At 59.7% G+C, this 17,494-nt stretch carries 16 protein-coding genes; 7 read left to right on the top strand and 9 right to left on the bottom strand.

Annotation, left to right across the window (positions count from 1 at the left end; translation table 11 throughout):
• Nucleotides 1-363: 363 nt before the first annotated feature.
• Nucleotides 364-2,862, top strand: coding sequence for an OmpA family protein (locus GA0061100_RS00780; RefSeq protein ID WP_075850721.1), 2,499 nt, complete (start codon nucleotides 364-366; stop codon nucleotides 2,860-2,862).
• Nucleotides 2,863-2,911: 49 nt separating this feature from the next.
• On the opposite strand, the gene mobB is transcribed toward GA0061100_RS00780, so the two are convergent.
• From mobB to GA0061100_RS00765, 3 genes are read right to left on the bottom strand one after another with little or no spacing between them, the layout of a single operon-like run.
• Complete coding sequence (gene mobB, locus GA0061100_RS00775) at nucleotides 2,912-3,442, bottom strand: molybdopterin-guanine dinucleotide biosynthesis protein B (RefSeq protein ID WP_075850720.1); 531 nt, start codon at nucleotides 3,440-3,442, stop codon at nucleotides 2,912-2,914.
• Nucleotides 3,439-4,089, bottom strand: coding sequence for a molybdenum cofactor guanylyltransferase MobA (gene mobA, locus GA0061100_RS00770; RefSeq protein WP_075850719.1), 651 nt, complete (start codon nucleotides 4,087-4,089; stop codon nucleotides 3,439-3,441). The genes mobB and mobA overlap by 4 nt, the downstream gene beginning before the upstream one ends.
• A 10-nt stretch (nucleotides 4,090-4,099) precedes the next feature.
• Complete coding sequence (locus GA0061100_RS00765) at nucleotides 4,100-5,011, bottom strand: DMT family transporter (RefSeq protein ID WP_075850718.1); 912 nt, start codon at nucleotides 5,009-5,011, stop codon at nucleotides 4,100-4,102.
• Nucleotides 5,012-5,077: 66 nt separating this feature from the next.
• Between GA0061100_RS00765 and GA0061100_RS00760 the strand changes: the two genes are divergently transcribed.
• Nucleotides 5,078-5,266 (top strand): hypothetical protein, encoded by a 189-nt coding sequence (locus GA0061100_RS00760; RefSeq protein WP_075850717.1) that lies wholly within the window; start codon nucleotides 5,078-5,080, stop codon nucleotides 5,264-5,266.
• Between the two features lie 81 nt (nucleotides 5,267-5,347).
• Nucleotides 5,348-7,897 (top strand): methyl-accepting chemotaxis protein, encoded by a 2,550-nt coding sequence (locus tag GA0061100_RS00755; protein ID WP_075851829.1) that lies wholly within the window; start codon nucleotides 5,348-5,350, stop codon nucleotides 7,895-7,897.
• Nucleotides 7,898-8,001: 104 nt separating this feature from the next.
• Here GA0061100_RS00755 and GA0061100_RS00750 read toward each other — a convergent pair whose 3' ends face one another.
• Nucleotides 8,002-8,751, bottom strand: coding sequence for an MBL fold metallo-hydrolase (locus tag GA0061100_RS00750; RefSeq protein WP_075850716.1), 750 nt, complete (start codon nucleotides 8,749-8,751; stop codon nucleotides 8,002-8,004).
• Between the two features lie 19 nt (nucleotides 8,752-8,770).
• The gene (moaA, locus tag GA0061100_RS00745; RefSeq protein WP_075850715.1) at nucleotides 8,771-9,820 is read right to left on the bottom strand and encodes a GTP 3',8-cyclase MoaA; all 1,050 of its coding nucleotides are present in this window, start codon (nucleotides 9,818-9,820) and stop codon (nucleotides 8,771-8,773) included.
• Nucleotides 9,821-9,953: 133 nt separating this feature from the next.
• Here moaA and GA0061100_RS00740 point away from each other — a divergent pair, with 133 nt between their 5' ends.
• Together GA0061100_RS00740 and GA0061100_RS00735 are read left to right on the top strand one after the other, a co-directional pair.
• Nucleotides 9,954-10,328: a gamma-butyrobetaine hydroxylase family protein gene (locus GA0061100_RS00740; protein WP_075850714.1), complete on the top strand. Its 375-nt coding sequence runs from the start codon at nucleotides 9,954-9,956 to the stop codon at nucleotides 10,326-10,328.
• Nucleotides 10,329-10,474: 146 nt separating this feature from the next.
• Nucleotides 10,475-11,674, top strand: a complete 1,200-nt coding sequence (locus GA0061100_RS00735; RefSeq protein ID WP_075850713.1) for a low temperature requirement protein A — start codon at nucleotides 10,475-10,477, stop codon at nucleotides 11,672-11,674.
• On the opposite strand, the gene GA0061100_RS00730 is transcribed toward GA0061100_RS00735, so the two are convergent.
• Nucleotides 11,668-12,153, bottom strand: coding sequence for a MarR family winged helix-turn-helix transcriptional regulator (locus tag GA0061100_RS00730; RefSeq protein WP_075850712.1), 486 nt, complete (start codon nucleotides 12,151-12,153; stop codon nucleotides 11,668-11,670). The two genes, GA0061100_RS00735 and GA0061100_RS00730, sit on opposite strands and share 7 nt — an antisense overlap.
• 45 nt (nucleotides 12,154-12,198) lie before the next feature.
• Between GA0061100_RS00730 and GA0061100_RS00725 the strand changes: the two genes are divergently transcribed.
• On the top strand, nucleotides 12,199-13,164 hold the full coding sequence (locus tag GA0061100_RS00725) for an alpha/beta hydrolase (RefSeq protein WP_075850711.1): 966 nt from the start codon (nucleotides 12,199-12,201) through the stop codon (nucleotides 13,162-13,164).
• 58 nt (nucleotides 13,165-13,222) lie between these two features.
• Nucleotides 13,223-13,831, top strand: a complete 609-nt coding sequence (locus GA0061100_RS00720; protein WP_075850710.1) for a pyridoxamine 5'-phosphate oxidase family protein — start codon at nucleotides 13,223-13,225, stop codon at nucleotides 13,829-13,831.
• Nucleotides 13,832-13,885: 54 nt separating this feature from the next.
• On the opposite strand, the gene GA0061100_RS00715 is transcribed toward GA0061100_RS00720, so the two are convergent.
• From GA0061100_RS00715 to GA0061100_RS00705, 3 genes are all read right to left on the bottom strand, one after another.
• Nucleotides 13,886-14,953 carry a GGDEF domain-containing protein gene (locus GA0061100_RS00715; protein WP_075850709.1) on the bottom strand — a complete coding sequence of 356 codons (1,068 nt, stop codon included), beginning with the start codon at nucleotides 14,951-14,953 and terminating at the stop codon, nucleotides 13,886-13,888.
• A 198-nt stretch (nucleotides 14,954-15,151) separates the two neighbouring features.
• A complete protein-coding gene (locus GA0061100_RS00710) occupies nucleotides 15,152-16,759 on the bottom strand; it encodes a fumarate hydratase (RefSeq protein WP_075850708.1) in 1,608 nt (535 codons plus the stop codon).
• A 159-nt stretch (nucleotides 16,760-16,918) separates the two neighbouring features.
• On the bottom strand, nucleotides 16,919-17,479 hold the full coding sequence (locus GA0061100_RS00705) for a nucleotidyltransferase family protein (RefSeq protein WP_075851828.1): 561 nt from the start codon (nucleotides 17,477-17,479) through the stop codon (nucleotides 16,919-16,921).
• Between the last annotated feature and the right edge of the window lie 15 nt (nucleotides 17,480-17,494).

Here is a 17,494-nt window from a genome sequence, read left to right as displayed (position 1 = left end):
CTCTCTGTTGGTGGCCGGCAGCCCGTTATTGTTTTTGGCAGACGGCTCGAGTGGAGCGGACCGATGGCCCGCCTTGCGGCGATATTCGTACTTTTTTTCTGGAAAATGCAACTGGAATTACAAAGGCAACCTGCCTTTGCGCAATGCCGCCGCAATGCAAGTGCGCCACAGGGAAATCTGAACGAAAACCATCCACTGCGTTCAGCCAGGGTTAATTGCGGCAACCTAATAGTGCGGGAACTTATAGCGGCTTGCCGCGATTCAGCCTCATGAGAACCGAAAAATGGCCGGGATCTTGGGGCAATCGCCTTGCCCGCTGAGATTCGCAATTCGGCGGACAAAGATCATAAGAGGAGATCCCATATGGGAAAGCGATCCAGACTATTTGCCAGCGCCGCGTTTCCGCTGCTTTCGCTATCGCTCGCCTTCGAGCCGGCAGCAGCTGCGGCACTTCGTGAACAGCCCGTCGCACCGCTTAGCAATGGCATCGTCGGCGTAGCCGCGACTGCTGCAGACGCAAGTTTCGAGGTGGCCCAACAGGAAGCGCCGGCAGCGCAGCCCGATGAAGAGCAGCTCAAGCACAAGAAGCCTGCCGAAGGCGGCGAGGGCCAGAAGCATCAGGGCGGCGGAGAGCAGCAGCACCAGATGAAGCAGGCCGAACCTGAAGGCGAGCCGCAGCAAAAGGCGCCGAAGCAGCAACCGGAAGCCCAGCCGCCGAAGGCCGAACATCAGCAGCCCGCAGAGCAGGAGCAGCCGAAGCCGCAGAAGCAGCAGCCGGCCGCAGAGGCACAACCCGAGCCTCCTAAGAAGCAGCGCCAGCAACCGGCCGAAGAGCCGCAGGCACAGCCCGAAGCGAAACCGCAGCCTAAGGCTGTCGCTCCCGAGGCACAGCCGGAAGCACCGCAGCCGAAGCCGAAGGCCAAGCAGCCCGAAGCCAAGCAGCCGGCCGAAGCACCGCAGCCGAAGGTGGAGCAGCAGCAGCCTGCCACGGAAGCGCAGCCGGAAGCTAAGCCTGAACCGAAGGCCAAGCCCGGTGCAAAGGCTCCGCAGCCGGTGCCGGCCGAGAAGCAGGCTCCCGCTGCCGGCGAACAGCAGAATCAGGAGGCTCAGCCTGGAAAGCAGGTGCAGCCCGAACAGAACGCCCATCCCAAGCCGCAAGGTCAGACCGAGGCTCCGGCAAAGCAACCCGCCGAGCAGCAGCCTGCGCCTGCAGGCGAACCAGCCCAGGGACATAAGGCTCAGCCGGGAACGCAGGCGCAGCCCCAAACGCAGGTGCAGCCTGAAACCCAGCCCGGCACGCCGGCGACACCTGGCGCCCAGCAGGGACAGAAGCAGAGTGGGGACAAGACCCACGGCAAGCAGCCGCAGAACCAGCAGCAGGGCGAACAGCCCGCCGCCAATCCGCAGCAGCCGGCCCAGCAGGGCACGCCGCAGGGACAGCCCGCCCAGACTGGCAACCAGGCAGCGCCGCAGCCCGGCAAGCAGCAGCCGGCCAATGGCGCCGCGACATCTGCACAAGGCGGTGCAACGGCTCCCGCCGCCAACGGCAATGGCCAGCAGGCCGGCGAAATCCAGGTGCCTCCGGCCGAACAGGTCTCGCCGCAGGAACTGGAGCGCCGCAAGAAGATCGCCGAGAACCCGGCTTCTGCCAACGGTCCTGTCATCCTGCCGGTTGAAAACGGCAGCGCGGTTCTGGACAGCCAGAAGGGTGTGGTTCGTCGGGGCGATCACCTGAACAATGGTCAGAACCCAGGCGCTCCCGGTGCACAGGTTGGTCGCGGACAGGCCGGCCAAGGCCAGGGCCAGAACGGGCAGGCACAGAACGCGCCCGGCCAGCAACCGCCTCCGGCCTACACCAAGCCGCCGACCTCCGACGCCGAGGCTCAGCGCGTCACAGCTGGCGCTCAGGCACAGCCGCCGGTGAAGATCGAAGCCGTGACCAGCGAACAGGGTCGCCGGATCGATCGCCGGCCGGACTTCGCTCCGCCGCAGGGAACGACGGTCCAGACCATCATCAATCAGGACAATCGGACCATCGTGAATGTCGACAATAACTATGTCGTCCGTCACGATGACAGCGAGCGCTTCATTCGTGGCGGCGAGCGGCCGGTCTACGAACAGCTGCCACGCGACCGCTATCGCGAGACGATCGATCAGCCCGATGGCGATCGCGTCGTCACGATACGCAACCGTTATGGCGACATCATCCAGCGCTCGCGCATCGACGCCAGCGGCCGCGAATATGTGCTGTTCTACTCGCCGGAGCTGGAAGATCGTCCCGACAATGACGACTACTTCCGCGATCCGGGCGACAGCCTGCCGCCGATGCGACTGCTCATTCCGCTGAGCCAGTACATCATCGATACGGCATCGAACCGCAATGCAGACTATTACGACTTCCTGCGTGAGCCGCCGGTCGAGCCGGTCGAGCGTATCTATTCGGTCAACGAAGTCCGCTATTCGGCTCGTATCCGCGACAAGATCCGCCGTATCGACCTCGATACCATCACCTTCGCGACGGGCAGTGCGGACATTCCGATGTCGCAGGCCAGCACGCTGCGCGGTGTCGCCGACGGCATATCGAAGATCGTCAAACGTGACCCGACCGAAACCTTCCTCATCGAAGGTCACACGGATGCCGTGGGCTCGGCCCAGAGCAACCTGATCCTGTCGGACCAGCGCGCGGAATCGGTCGCCAACGTGCTGACGGATGTCTACGGCATTCCGGCCGAAAACCTGGTTACCCAAGGCTATGGCGAGCAGTATCTCAAAGTGAATACACTCGGACCGTCGCAGGAAAACCGTCGCGTTACCATCCGCCGCATCACGCCGCTGGTGCGTCCGGTTGCGTCCAATCGGTAAGCATCAGACTACATTCAGAGCAGGGGCCGCCGGGAAACCGGCGGCCTTTTCATTTCGGCGGTTTGCCGAGCCCGACTTTCGCGGCGATGAAATCGGCGATGGCAAGTGTGTCGTTGAGGTCGAAAACAGCGAGCGAGCCGGCGTCTTCCACTGGATGATCGGCGGCGATGGCGACGATGTAAGGGTCGTGCGGAGCGAGCGGTTCCCGGTTGGCCGCTTCAAGCCGGCGGGCTTCGATCTTCGGGATCGGTTCGCGCTTGTAACCCTCGATCAGAACGAGGTCGCAAGGGGCCAGACGTGCCAGTATTTCCTCAAAGCTCGGCTCCGGCTTGCCACGCAATTCGTGCATGATGGCATAGCGCGTGCCGGAGACGATGGTGACTTCATGCGCGCCCGCCTCGCGATGGCGAAAGCTATCGGCGCCGACCTTGTCGATATCGAAATCATGATGTGCATGCTTGATGGTCGAGATGCGATAGCCGCGCTGGGTGAATTCGGTGACCAGCCGGACGGCAAGTCCCGTCTTGCCGGAATTCTTCCAGCCGGCGATACCGAAGATCCGGGGACGAGATTTTGTCATGACATGTTTTCCAAAGCTGCCAGCCATGCCTCTGCTTCGGCGAGATCGGCTGGTGTATTGATGTTGAAGAAAGGGTCGAGAGGGCCGATCGCAGTTTCGATCGCAGGAAACTCCACCCGCCGCACCTTATGTCGGGCGAGGAAATCTCTTACGCGCCGCTTTTCGTCTGAGGCGATCCATTGTTCCAGATCGGCGGCGGCGGAGATGGGCCAGAGACCGAAAACGGGATGATCCTGGCCGAGTGATGCGGCAATGGCAATCTCATCGGAACCGTGAATGACATCGGCGAGGCGCACGATAAGGTCGGGAGGAAAGAAGGGGCTGTCTACGGGGATGGTGGCGACATGCGACGCCTCTGGGTAACGCAACTGCGCGTCCTGCAGTGCGGCGAGCACACCTGCAAGCGGCCCCAATTTGCCGGGAATTCTATCCGGAATAAGCTGCATCCCCATGGCGTCTGGCCAATCGACATCTGCATTCAGCACGATCGGTTTGCGTTGCAGTTGCTCGATCTTCGACGAGATGCGTGCGAGCAAGCTTTCGCCGGCGAGCAATGCAAAGGCCTTGTTTGCGCCCATGCGGCTGGAACGCCCTCCAGCAAGCACAACGACGGGAATATCTTCAGGATTGGCGATGAAGTCGGACATGATTGCGACCTCAGGCGGGAACGCGGGGTTCTGATTCCTGCGCGACGGGCTCGGCCGCCGGCCGTTTGCTTTCGCGATAGAAAGTATAGATGCCGGAGGCAATGACAACAACTGCGCCGAAAACAGACCATCCGTCCGGCACTTCGCCGAAGACGATCAGTCCGAGCAGAGCCGACCAGATGAGACTGAGATAACGGAATGGCGCGACGAAAGAGATTTCGCCCGTGCGCATGGCCAATATGACGCTCTGGTAGCCGATCAGCACCAGCACCGAGGCCAGAAGGATTTGCAGGAGCGATGTTGTGCTCACCGGTTGCCAGCCGCCGAAGGGGACGATGCACAATGCTCCGAATATCGATATGGAAATTGCGGTGCAGAGCGTAACCATCAGCGACGGCACGTCCTTGTCGATGCAGCGCGTCGCCAGATCTCGGGCGGCGGTCGCAAACATGCAGGCGATAACAAGGAGGGCCGCCGTCGTGAAACCTTCCCGGCCGGGCCTGATGATGATCAGCACGCCGACGAAGCCGACAGCAATGGCCGACCATCGCCTCCAGCCTACCGGCTCCTTCAAAAAAATCATTGCGCCAAGCGTCACGGCAAGGGGGACGGCCTGCTGAATAGCCGAGGCATTGGCGATGGGCATCATTCCAAGAGCGGTGATATAGGTTGCTGCCGCCAGAGCTTCGCAGGCGATGCGCAATGCAATCATCGGCTGCAGGATGACGCGCCAATTGCGCAGGGCGCCCATTCTGCGGGCGAGCAGATAGACGAAAAAGGTCGTGAACAAGCCGCGGATGAAGATGATCTCGCCTGCGTTCATCGTGGCGATGACCGTCTTGGACAGCGCATCGCTGCATGAGAAGCCGGCCATGGACGCCGCCATGAAGAGCGCGCCCTGCGTATTCCTAGTCAGTCGCATGAGAAAGATGAGTCCCCCGATATACTCATCTGGATTAGCGCCGTTTTCGACAAATTGGAATCGGCTGTGCTTTGGCTGCAGTTGAATTCGATTGTGCGATGCGGCGAAATTGCCGCGAAAAAAGAGGTTGGTTTTTCGCGCAACGGTCGCGAAATGATGCAGCGGTTGTATTTTTTTGCCAATGCGAAGGGTTTCAGGCGGGCGATTAATGCTTATTCAATCTTATTTCTTGAGGCTCACTGCGGTTTTGCATGAGGCAGAAGCACCTACCGCAGCGCAGCAGGAATGACGATCCCGCCTTCGCTGGAGATTTTCATAATCCAGTTGAGGCGCCGCATGTTTTTCATTGATCGTCTTTTGCAAGGCCGCAGGATTGTCACCAAAGTTCTTATTTTCGTGGTGCCGCTGGTGGTTCTCATCGCCGGTGTCGGCCTCGTCGGCTATCACACGGCCAATATTCTGAACGGCCATATGACCGTGACGCGTGCTACGATCGAGAATATCAGTGACTTCGAGAACCTGCAGGCCGCCCTGCAGGAATTCACCGGGTCGCCTTCGGAAGATACGCGCCAGGCGCTGGCTGACAAGATCGACGCGCAGGAACAGGGTGTCCGTCGCTTAAGCGGGCTGCTCAGCGACGATCAGCGCGCCAAGATCGTGCCGGTCACCGAGCTTGCCGCCAAGATGCGCACGCAGGAAGCCACGCTCTGGTCTATCAAACAGAAGCAGGACAACGACGTCGAAGCCATCCAGAAGGCGGTGCAAAATGTCGAGGCGACCGCCAAGGCGGCCGGCAAGCAGATCGACATTATCCGCAAGGATTTCAGCGACAAGGAAACCTTCGCCAAGGAGCTGCTCTACGATGCCGCTGCCTATAAGGGCTTGTCGGAGAAGATGAGCAATCTGCGCATCCAGGTTCAGATGGCAGCCGACTCGACCGAGGAAATTTCAGACGCGCGCACTTACGCTGATGCCATTTTGAAGCAGGTCGTCGTTTCGAAGGCACTGGTCTCCAAGCGTGGCGCCGGCCTCGTTGCGAATGCTTCGGATGCCGCCGACAAGCTCGATGCGGTATTGAAGGGCTCCGGCACGCCCGACCAGAAGGTCGAAGCGATGGGTCCGATCCTGCAGAGCTTCGTGAAGATCGAAGGCGATATGACTTTGCAGTCAGCCAAGAACAGCGATACGGCTGCCGATCGTTTCGTCAGCCTCGACAAGATCATCGATGGCCAGAAGGAGCTTCTGGATTATGTCGATCAGGCGCTTGGCCTTGTTGACCGCCTGACGCTGCATGCCTCGCGTATGGAAAACGTCCGCGATGCCGCCTCGCGTGAACTGGTGCTTGCGGACCTCAAGGATCTGCAGAGCGTTGCCGCCAGAATTTCGGAGCTCGGCCAGACCAACGCCACCATGCGTGATTTCGCTACTCACATGAAGCCGCTGATCGACGGCCTGACCAATGGATCGGCGGATCTGCTGCAGACGGCAGCGGATTGGAAGACGACACGTGTCCAGTCGAACGGCCTGCTTGCCGATGCGATGACCTCGCTGCGTAGCTTCGTCGCTCAGGCGCAGGAGATCGGCAAGGAAGACAGCGAGCGTTCGGCCAATGTCTCGGTCATCGCCATGATCCTTGGCACGCTGCTGGCCATCATCGGTGGCTTGATGCTGGTGGAAACCCTGCGAGGCCCGTTGAAACGCGTCACCGACGTTATGACGCGCCTTGCAAGCGGCGATCTCGAAGTGGCGATCGACGGGCGCAATCGCGGCGATGAGATCGGCGACATGGTACGTTCCGTCAGCGTCTTCCGCGACGCTGCCCTCGAAAATGTCCGTCTGGAACGCGAAGCCGAAAGTGCCCGTGCGCTCTCCGCGGAGGAGACATCCCGCCGTGCCGCTGAACGCGCCCGCATCGAGGCTGAACAGAAGCAGGCGCTCAATGCGCTGGCGGACGTTCTCGCCAAGCTTGCCGACGGCAATCTGGAAGAAGGTATGCGCGAGGATCTTTCCGCTGATTTCGTGGAAATGGCTTTCACCTACAATCATGCCGTCGAGGCCCTTCGCGAGACCCTGACGGACGTTCGCTACACGGCCGAGGAAATCAAGGGCGGCACCGGCAACCTCGCCATGTCTGCCGACGACCTCGCGCGGCGTACCGAGCAGCAGGCCGCCGCCCTTGAGGAAAGCTCGCGTGCACTGCATCGTCTCAGCGATGTCGTTCGCTCGACCGCCGACCGTGCGCGCCAGACCGCAAGCTCCGTCAACGAGACGCAGGCCTATGCGACGCAGTCGGGCGAAGTGGTCGCCAAGGCCGTCGGTGCCATGAGCGAGATCAATCGTTCTTCCGAGAAGATTGCCACCATCATCGGCGTCATCGACGAAATCGCCTTCCAGACCAATCTTCTGGCGCTCAATGCCGGCGTCGAGGCTGCCCGTGCAGGCGAGGCGGGCCGCGGCTTTGCTGTCGTCGCCCAGGAGGTGCGCGAACTGGCGCAGCGCTGCGCCAATGCGGCGAAGGAGATCAAGGGCCTGATTTCGGCAAGTTCCGCCCAAGTGCAGAATGGCGTCCATCTGGTCGAGCAGACCGGCGCGGCGCTTGCGGAGATCATCAACCACGTCACTGGCGTCCAGAGGCTCGTCGCGGACATTTCTTCCGCTACCACCGAACAGTCGACCGGCATCGAGGAAGTCACCCGCGCCGTGTCCGAAGTCGAGCTGATCACGCAACGCAACGCTGCCATGGTCGAAGAGAACAACGCCGAGATCCACGGCCTGCGCCAGCGCGTTGACATGCTGTCCGAAAAGATCGATCGCTTCCGCACTGGCGATGGCGAGGGGGATTACGCGGATTACGGCAATGCGGATGCGCGCTATCGCGCTGCGTAAGACTGTCCGAACGAAAGACCGTCAGGAATCGAAAAGCGCCGGGCAATGGTCCGGCGCTTTTCGATTACACTTTGCTTCGATACTCGTCGAATAACAGGGGATTATCAGGCGAGATGCAATGTTTCGCCGTCGGCGGGGATCAGCAGCCGCGAGGGGGCAATGCCGCCGGTATCTGCAGCTTGGCGAAGGTCCTCCCGCGTGACGGTTGCGTGATCGAGCGCTTCCATATGGGTTGCGACGATGGTCGCCCGAGGTGCCAGGTGGCTGACTTCGATGGTCTGCTCCGCATCCATGACGATCAGATCGCTATCCCAGCGCGCGCCACAAGAATGCGTGATGATGATATCAGGCGAGACCTCTCGGATCGTCTCGGCGACGGGGGGATAGAGCACGGTATCGCCGGCCCAATAGATTGTAGGCTCGCCTGATGCCACCAAGGTGAAGCCGATGACTTGGCCCATTTTCTCGACGACCGGGCCGACGCCGTGGCTGCCTTGGCGCCGCGTGATCGTCAGCCCTTGCCATACTGTCGATTGGGTGAGGGGCGAGACATTTGTGAAGCCGGATTCCCGAATCTTCTCCTCGTCGCCCGGTTGGCAGAGTATCGGCAGGGATTTCGGCAGACGTTCCTTCGCCACCGCGTCGAAATGGTCGGTGTGCAGGTGCGATACGATCACCAGCTCGACGCCTTCAAGGATGTCGTCGATTTCGTGGGGCAGTTCCGTCATCGGGTTGGGAGAACGGCCGGTGAAGGATGGGAGGCTGTGACGCGGCGCAAAATAAGGATCGACCAGCAGAATATGGCCGCCATAGGTGACCTTCAGCGTCGCGTTGCGAATAAGCTCAAGCTGCATATTGATGTTCTCGGTGGGTCTAACCGCCGGTGACGCTCATGTGGCGAGCGACCGCCGGGCGGTTATGCGTGCGGTCGATGATGAAGTCATGACCTTTAGGCTTGCGGGTAATGGCTTCGTCTATTGCTGCATGCAGCAGGGCGTCTTCCTCGCTGGCGCGCAACGCCGTGCGCAGGTCGGCTGCGTCGTTCTGCCCGAGGCACATATAGAGCGTGCCCGTGCAGGTCAGCCGTACGCGATTGCAGCTCTCGCAGAAATTATGGGTCATCGGTGTGATGAAGCCTAGGCGGCCGCCGGTTTCGGCAACGTCGACATAGCGGGCAGGGCCGCCCGTCTTGTAGGGAATGTCGGTCAGTGTGAACTGACGCTCGAGATCGGCGCGCAGTTCGGAGAGCGGTAGATACTGGTCGGTACGATCCTCATCGATCTCGCCCATGGGCATGGTCTCGATGACGGTCAGATCCATGCCTCGACCATGTGCGAACCGCAGCAGGTCAGGAATTTCGGTATCGTTGAAGCCTTTGAGCGCGACGGCATTCAGCTTGATCTTCAGCCCGGCTTTTTGCGCTGCGTCGACGCCTTCCATCACCTTGGAGAAATCTCCCCAGCGGGTGATCGCGCGGAATTTGTCGGGATCGAGCGTATCGAGCGAGACGTTGATGCGCCGCACGCCGCTATCGTAGAGCTCTTCGGCGTGGCGGGCGAGCTGAGAGCCATTCGTCGTCAGGGTCAATTCGTCGAGCGTGCCATTCTGCACGCTCTCGCCGAGTTTCCGGACCAGAAACATGATGTTCTTGCGCACCAGAGGTTCGCCGCCGGTGAGCCTGATCTTGCGCACGCCCTTGGCGATAAAGGCGGAACAGAGCCGGTCGAGCTCTTCGAGCGTCAGAAGATCCTTCTTGGGCAGAAAGGTCATGTGCTCGGCCATGCAATAGGTGCAGCGGAAGTCGCAGCGGTCGGTGACGGAAACGCGCAGATAGGTGACAGCACGCCCAAAGGGATCGATCATCGGGCCATTATCTGCTGCCAGCGGCGATGCGCGGCCTATCGTACCAACAATGCTATTCACTCGAACCTCCGTCACATCACTAATGTGTGCATAGGCGATTGTTGCGTCAAGGAAAATGCCTTTCAATTATACTTGCGTGTGAACGTGTAGCGGCATAATTCTCGGAAAGACACTGAAAGGCATGGGAAAATCGATGAGTGACGTTTGGCCGACCGAATTGCGGGTCTCAAAGGATCGCCGTCACCTCGTGGTGACGTTCGACAACGGCGCGAGCTTCGACTTGCCGGCCGAGATGCTGCGTGTGCTGTCTCCCTCCGCGGAAGTGCAGGGACACGGACCGGGACAGAAGGTTACCGTGCCGGGTAAACGCAATGTCGGCATCATGTCGATGACGCCTACCGGCAACTATGCCGTACGCATCGGGTTCGACGACATGCACGATACGGGCATTTTCACATGGTCCTATCTGCGCGAACTCGGCGAGAGGGGGCATGAGCTCTTTGCAGCTTACGAGGCCGAACTGAAGGAAAAGGGTCTCAGTCGCGACCCGATCGGAAGGCCGCACTAGAGCCGGATGATTTTAGGTCTGTTCGACCTAAAATCTGAATCCGCTCTAGCATCAAAGAAGTAGAGCGTGATGTCGTCCGAAAACCGTCTACACTTTTCGGCATCACGCTCTGGTACAATCTTCAGTAACGGCAAGAGGGGCGCAGCATGATCCTTGGGGGTAGGGAAAATTGGCTTCGCGCCAAGGGCAGCAAGAACGAGAGCAAGGTCTCCTTCGTCGAGCTGTTTTTCGATCTGGTTTTCGTTTTCTCGATTTCGCAGCTTGCACATACGCTGGCAGAGCATTTCACCGTGCTGGGCGCGCTGGAGGCGATCATGCTGATCTTTGCGGTATGGTGGGTCTGGGTCTGCACGGCATGGGTTACGAACTGGCTCGATCCCGATCGCATGCCGGTGCGCATCATGCTGTTCACGTTGATGTTTGCGGGTCTCATTCTCTCGGCTGCGATCCCCGAAGCATTTGGCGAGAAGGCTATCTTCTTTGCCGGTGCCTACGTCTTCATGCAGGTCGGGCGCTCGCTCTTCACGGTCTATGCCCTCAGAAACGCCAGCCGGTCCAACTATCGCAATTTCCTGCGCATCAGCAGCTGGTTCATATTCTCGGGCATATTCTGGATTGCCGGTGCGCTGATGGAAGGTGAGACGCGGCTCGTACTCTGGCTGATAGCGCTCGTCATCGAATATTCGGCTCCCGCGCTCGGGTTTCGAGTTCCCGGTCTCGGTCAATCCACAACCGCCGACTGGGATGTCTCCGGCGCCCACCTGGCCGAACGTTGTGCCCTTTTCATCATCATCTGCCTCGGCGAGGCCGTTCTACAGGCGGGCAAGGTCTTTGCCGAACAGCCGGTCACGCCCTTGATCGTCACGGTGTTCATCACTGCCTTCGTCGGCACGGTCGCGCTCTGGTGGATCTATTTTCAGTTCGGCCACGAAAGGGCTGCGCACCGTATCGAGCACGACGACGTGCCCGGAAGCATGGCGCGGCTGGCGTTCACCTACGCACATATTGCCATTCTTGCCGGGATCATGCTGAGTGTCGTCGGCGACGAATTCCTGTTTGCGCATCCTCATGATCCTGCCGATATGCATGCAGCTGCCGCCATTCTAGGCGGCCCCCTTGTCTTCCTGCTCGGAAACCTGTGGTTCAAGGGTGTGACGACAGGCCGACCGCCGCTGTCGCATATGGTGGGGCTTGTCGGGCTGGCGCTGCTGCTTCTCACCTTGCCGATGGTCGTGGTTTACCAGCTCGGCATTCTCGCAACGGCCGTGCTGATCGTCGTTGCGATCTGGGAGTTCGCCTCTCTGAGCCGGGTGGTTCCCCCGGCTCGCTCCACCGGCGATCACTGATCGCCGACGGGCTCCAGCGGCTCACGCTCTTCCTGCATCAGCAGGCTGACGACGCGTTCCATATGCACGGCAATCGCCTCGCATTCTTCGATCGGCGCATCCGAGAGCATGCGGTCGATAAGGGCGGTCTGGATGGTCATGGCCTCTTCCGTGACGCGTCGACCCTCTTCGGTCAGATAGAGTCGCAGCACACGCTTGTCCTGCTTGTCCCCGCGGCGCTCGATCAGTCCGCGCTTTTCCATCTGCGGCAGAAGCATGCTCATGTTGGAGCGACCGACCAGCAGCTTGCGGGCAAGCTCCTGCTGGGAAATCCCTTCGAAACGAAACAGGTTGACCAGGATGTCGAGGTGCGGCGGCTTTATGTCGAGATATGCCAATTCCCGCGCCAGTGATTGCTGCATGAGCTGACAGGCGCGCGCCACGGCGATCCAGCTTCGAAAACGCGGATGGTCCCAGGGAAGGGATTGATTTTTGTTCATCGTTGTACTTTATTGTTCATAGTTGAACATTATTGGATTCCCACTATGCCATCCTTTGCGCTCAAGGTCACCCGGTCGGGTTTGTCCGGCCTCGAAAGGCTGTCTCCGCGGCTTGCCGGCAAGGCGGCCTTCCGGCTTTTCTGTCTGACGCCATCGCGTCGGCCGCGCGGCTCGAAGGCCAAGGCGGCGTATATGGAGGGCAGGCAGCGTCTTCTGGCGGCAGAGCGGGTGATGCTGCCGTTTCCGGGCGGTCGTGTCATGGCCTATCGTTTCAACGGTGGAGCCAAAGGATCGCGCAAGCGCTATCTCGTTGTGCATGGCTGGGGTTCCAGCAGTGAATACATGTCCGAGCTTGCTGCTTTCCTTGCCGACGGAGGGGCGGAAGTGATCTCGCTCGATCTTCCCGGGCATGGCCGTTCGGACGGACGATTCCTGAATGTGCGCTTGGCAGTTTCCGCCATCGTCGCCGCCTCGGCCCGCTTCGGAGCCTTTGATGCCGCGATCGGGCATTCTTTTGGCGGGGCATCTTTGACGCTGGCCTCTGCGGGCTTTCTGCCTGATATCGAGCCGCTTCGGCCGGGCAAACTGGTGTTGATCGGCGCGCCGAGCGCCATGGGCTGGCTGTTCAAGGATTTTGGCCGCCTGATGGGGCTTGGGCCGGCGACGCAGGCGGCTCTGGAAGACGAGGTTCGCCGGATAACGGGCAGGACGCTTGCTTCCTATGACCAGAAGCATGGCCGGCTCGATCCGAGCCGGCCGGTTCTCGTCATCCATGCCGAGGACGACAAGGAAGTGGGCGCCGATCATGCGCGCGGCTATGCTGCCGAGGGCGCGCATGTCCGTCTCTTCTGGGCCAATGGCTTTGGGCACCGGCGTATCGTCAGCGCCGCATCCGTGTTTGACGCCATCCAGAGTTTCCTTGCCGAAGATGTCGAAGAGGAAAATCCGCTCGAAAACCATGACGGGACGGTGCTATCGTTTTACCGAACCCCGCTGCGTCGCTCGTCATAGCAATATCTGCGTCGCGCGGGCTTTTGGGGCAGATCGCCACAAGGAGGCGCGAGGCAGCATGCGTATCGTTACCTCAGTCGAGGAACTGAAGGGGCTCTATGGAGATGCCGGCGAGGCGTCGATCACCAAGGTAACGAGCGTTCTGACGCCGCTCTATCGCCGGATGATCGAAGCATCGCCCTTCATGGCATTGGCAACGGTCGGGCCGGAGGGGCTGGATTGCTCACCGCGCGGTGATCTGGGCGGCGTCGTCCGCGTCGAGGATGAGAAGACCCTGCATCTGCCGGATTGGCGCGGCAACAACCGTGTCGATTCTCTCGCGAATATCGTGCGTGATCCGCGGGTAGCGCTGATGTTTCTCATCCCGGGATCGAATACGACGATGCGGCTCAACGGCCGTGCGGTCGTTTCGATCGAGCCGGCTTTGCTCGACAGTTTCGAGATGGATGGCAAGCATCCGCGCTGCGTCGTCGTCATCATGATCGAGGAAGTGTATTTCCAGTGCGCGCGGGCGGTGATGCGAGCCGAGCTTTGGAATGCGGAACGATTCATCGATCCGACAAGCCTGCCGAGCCCGGGCATGATGCTCAAGGCTGCAAAGGCCGATTTCGATCAGGAAACTTATGATCGCGAGGCGCCGGCGCGGGCGGTCAAGACGCTGTGGTAAACAAGCCGCCGGCATGCTTGGGAAAGCAGCGCCGGCGGTTGGTTGGCTCGGATTCTAATTCTTGTAGATGAGCCAACTTTTGGTGAAATCCTTCTGCATGCCGTCCTGATAGACGCTGCTGCAGTTGCGGCCGGCGTTCTTGGCGCAGTAAAGGGCCAGATCGGCCTTGTTATACAGCTGTCCCGAATCGGCTGCTTCCGAGGCCATGCAGATGCCGAGCGAAAGGGTGATCGGACCGTAGTCGACCCTAGTGCGGGAATTCTTGAAAGGCGTCATCTCTAGCGTGCGGCGGATTCTTTCGCAGACCGTTGCGACATCTTCAACGCTGGTGGCTTCGAGAATCAGAGCGAATTCCTCGCCGCCGATACGGGCGACGAAGACATCGCGGCGCACATTGGCGCGGATGATGGAGGCGACGGTCGCGAGGATCTTGTCGCCGACCGGATGGCCGAATGAGTCGTTGATCCGCTTGAAGTGATCGATGTCGGCGAGCACCAGCGCTGTCGTGGGGCGGGTCAAATGATTGTCGAAGATGGAGATCAACCGGTCCTCGAAGGCGCGGCGGTTGGAAAGCCGGGTCAGCGCATCGGTGTTGGCGATGCGCTTGTATTCGTCCAGCTCCCTGCGGACCAGCTCCATTTCCTGGCTGCGCTGGGCGACGTTCTCGACCGTCTTTTCACCATGAGCCATGGTGTCGCCCGTCGCTGCGGCGAGCATGTCGATGGCGCCGCGCAGCAGTTCGGCGCTGTTATGGCTTCTGGAGCTTATGCTCTCGCAGGTCTCGCCAAGCAGGCGATTGTAGCTCAGGAGCGTCGTCTGCTCCTGGCGCAGCGCGCGCAGGACCGCGTCAAGCTCGGAGGTCAGGCGAGCATGCGCATCATCGAAGACGCGACCTGCGTGATGCGGAAAATATTTGGCGCCGATCTCGTCCAGCTCTTCCTGGGTGGCGCTCTTGCCAAGAGCTGCCAGTTCACGGGTAAGAGCGAGATTGGAGCCGATATAGGCTTCGTAGAAAAGTTCGTAATTGCGCGGAATAGGTGCGACACCCATGGATCGCATGGCGTATGTAATCTGCCCTGCCACGTCGGGAATTTGCGCCTTGGGCGCAATCGCCGTACTCATCGGTGAGCTCCGTAACATGTATTGGTTAAATCCCTTCTTTATCTATACAAAGATTCTTTGAGAAAATATTAAGGGCGTGATTGTGAAAAATCCTCTGTGATTACGGTTTTATTCGGAAATAATTACAATTGAAGGACGGTTTTACAGAAGGGGCGCCGATGCGCCCCTTTCGATATGTTCGATCGCAAGTGGTGATTTCTATCCTAGATTGAGTTCCTGGAAGAAATCGTTGCCCTTGTCGTCAATGACGATGAAGGCGGGAAAATCCTCGACCTCGATCTTCCAGACGGCTTCCATGCCGAGTTCCGGATATTCGAGAACCTCTACCTTCTTGATGCAATCCTGAGCAAGGCGTGCTGCCGGCCCACCGATCGAGCCCAGATAGAAGCCGCCATACTTCTTGCAGGCTTCGCGCACTGCACGCGAGCGGTTGCCCTTGGCGAGCATGACCATGGAGCCGCCGAAGGACTGGAACTGGTCGACATAGCTATCCATGCGGCCTGCGGTCGTCGGGCCAAAGGAGCCGGAGGCGTAGCCAGCCGGCGTCTTGGCCGGACCGGCATAATAGACAGGATGGTTTTTGAGATAGTCCGGCATGCCTTCGCCCTTTTCCAGGCGCTCGCGGATCTTGGCATGTGCCAGATCACGCGCGACGATGATGGTGCCGGTCAAGGAAAGACGAGTCTTGACGGGATGTGTAGACAGCTCCGCCAGGATATCGGCCATCGGCCGGTTGAGATCAATGCGGACCATCGATTCCGAAAGCTTGGCTTCGTCGATTTCGGGCATGTATTTCGACGGATCGGTCTCGAGCTGCTCGAGAAAAATGCCGTCGCGGGTGATCTTGCCCTTGGCCTGGCGGTCGGCGGAACAGGAAACGCCGAGGCCGATCGGCAGCGAGGCGCCGTGGCGGGGCAGGCGGATGACGCGCACGTCATGGCAAAAATACTTACCGCCGAACTGCGCGCCGACGCCGAGGCTCTGCGTGAGCTTGTGGATTTCCTTTTCCATTTCGATATCCCGGAAGGCATGCCCGCTTTCGGAGCCTTCCGTGGGAAGACAGTCGAGATATCGTGTGGAGGCCAGCTTGACCGTCTTCAGGTTCATCTCGGCGGAGGTACCGCCGATGACGATGGCGAGATGGTAAGGGGGACAGGCTGCCGTGCCAAGCGTCAGGATCTTCTCTTTCAGGAAATCCAGCATGCGGTCATGGGTCAGCAGCGACGGCGTGCCTTGATACAGGAAGGTCTTGTTGGCCGAGCCGCCGCCCTTGGCGACGAAGAGGAATTCATAGGCGTCGGTACCTTCCTCATAGATGTCGATCTGCGCCGGAAGATTGTTCTTGGTGTTCTTTTCCTCGAACATCTTGATGGGCGCGAGCTGCGAGTAGCGCAGGTTCTTCTTCTCATAGGCGTCGAGCACGCCCTTGGCCATCGCGCCGCTGTCGCCGCCTTCGGTCCAGACGCGGCGGCCCTTCTTTGCCATGATGATGGCGGTACCGGTGTCCTGGCACATGGGAAGCACGCCGCCGGCAGCGATATTGGCATTCTTCAGCAGATCGTAGGCGACGAAGCGGTCGTTGTCGGTCGCTTCGGGGTCTTCGAGGATCGAGGCGAGCTGTCTCAGATGGCCGGGGCGCAGTAGGTGGTTGATATCGGCAAAAGCGGTTTCAGCCAGCAGGCGGATGCCTTCGGGATCGACGGTCAGAATATCCTGGCCCTTGAACGTGTCGACGGAAACATAATCGCCGGAAATCTTGCGATAGGGGGTCGTGTCGTCGCCGAGGGGAAATAGATCGTCAGCCATGTGGGAACCTTTCAAGCCGTATGGGCGGGGAAGATGTTTGGAAACGATCTAAATCCGGCTTGCGTCAAAAGCAATTGCTGTTGGCGGCTTGGTTGTTCGGAGCGTCACTCGATTTATTCAGAGGAGGAGGTCTGCGCTTGATCCAACTTGCAGCGCTCTTCAATCACTTATAGATAGCCATGGCCATCTAGCCAGGAAATCAACACATTTTCGTTTGAAGAGATCAGGCTGCACATTGGCAGGATTCACGCGCAATACGCCGTTCCACATGTCATCGAAGCCATCCGGCGCATACACGCTTCCGTCGTCAACTCTTATGCCGACGCGAGTGCAGGAAATCAGATAGCGATCAATGCCTTCTTCCACGCGCTTGAGAGGCGGGTAGGGCTTTCCGAATTTTTCCGGATACCAAAGATGCACGCGAGCTTGATTTCGAATCTCCATCCGATCCGACAGACTTCCGAGAGCCTGCTTTACCGTCTGAATGACGTCGTCTTCGGCTTCCCACGACAAATCTCGATCGTCGAAATAGAAGATATCGTAGTCTTTGACGCCCCAGTTCGGGGAACGCCCGCTTCTATAATTCCATAGTGTTTGAAACAGACATCCGGCGGTGAGGACGCATTGCGGTAATTTGAGGGGAGGAAGGCGAACAAGCAATTCTCTGTTGATCTCGTTCTCCAGCACATGCGCAACAAAGTCGGACGTCGTTATCGGCATCAGCGCCTCCATTCG

The sequence above is a fragment of the Martinezella hainanensis genome (assembly GCF_900094555.1).
In the GTDB taxonomy this organism is placed as follows: domain Bacteria; phylum Pseudomonadota; class Alphaproteobacteria; order Rhizobiales; family Rhizobiaceae; genus Rhizobium; species Rhizobium hainanense.
This window is presented reverse-complemented; position numbering and strand designations above follow the sequence as displayed.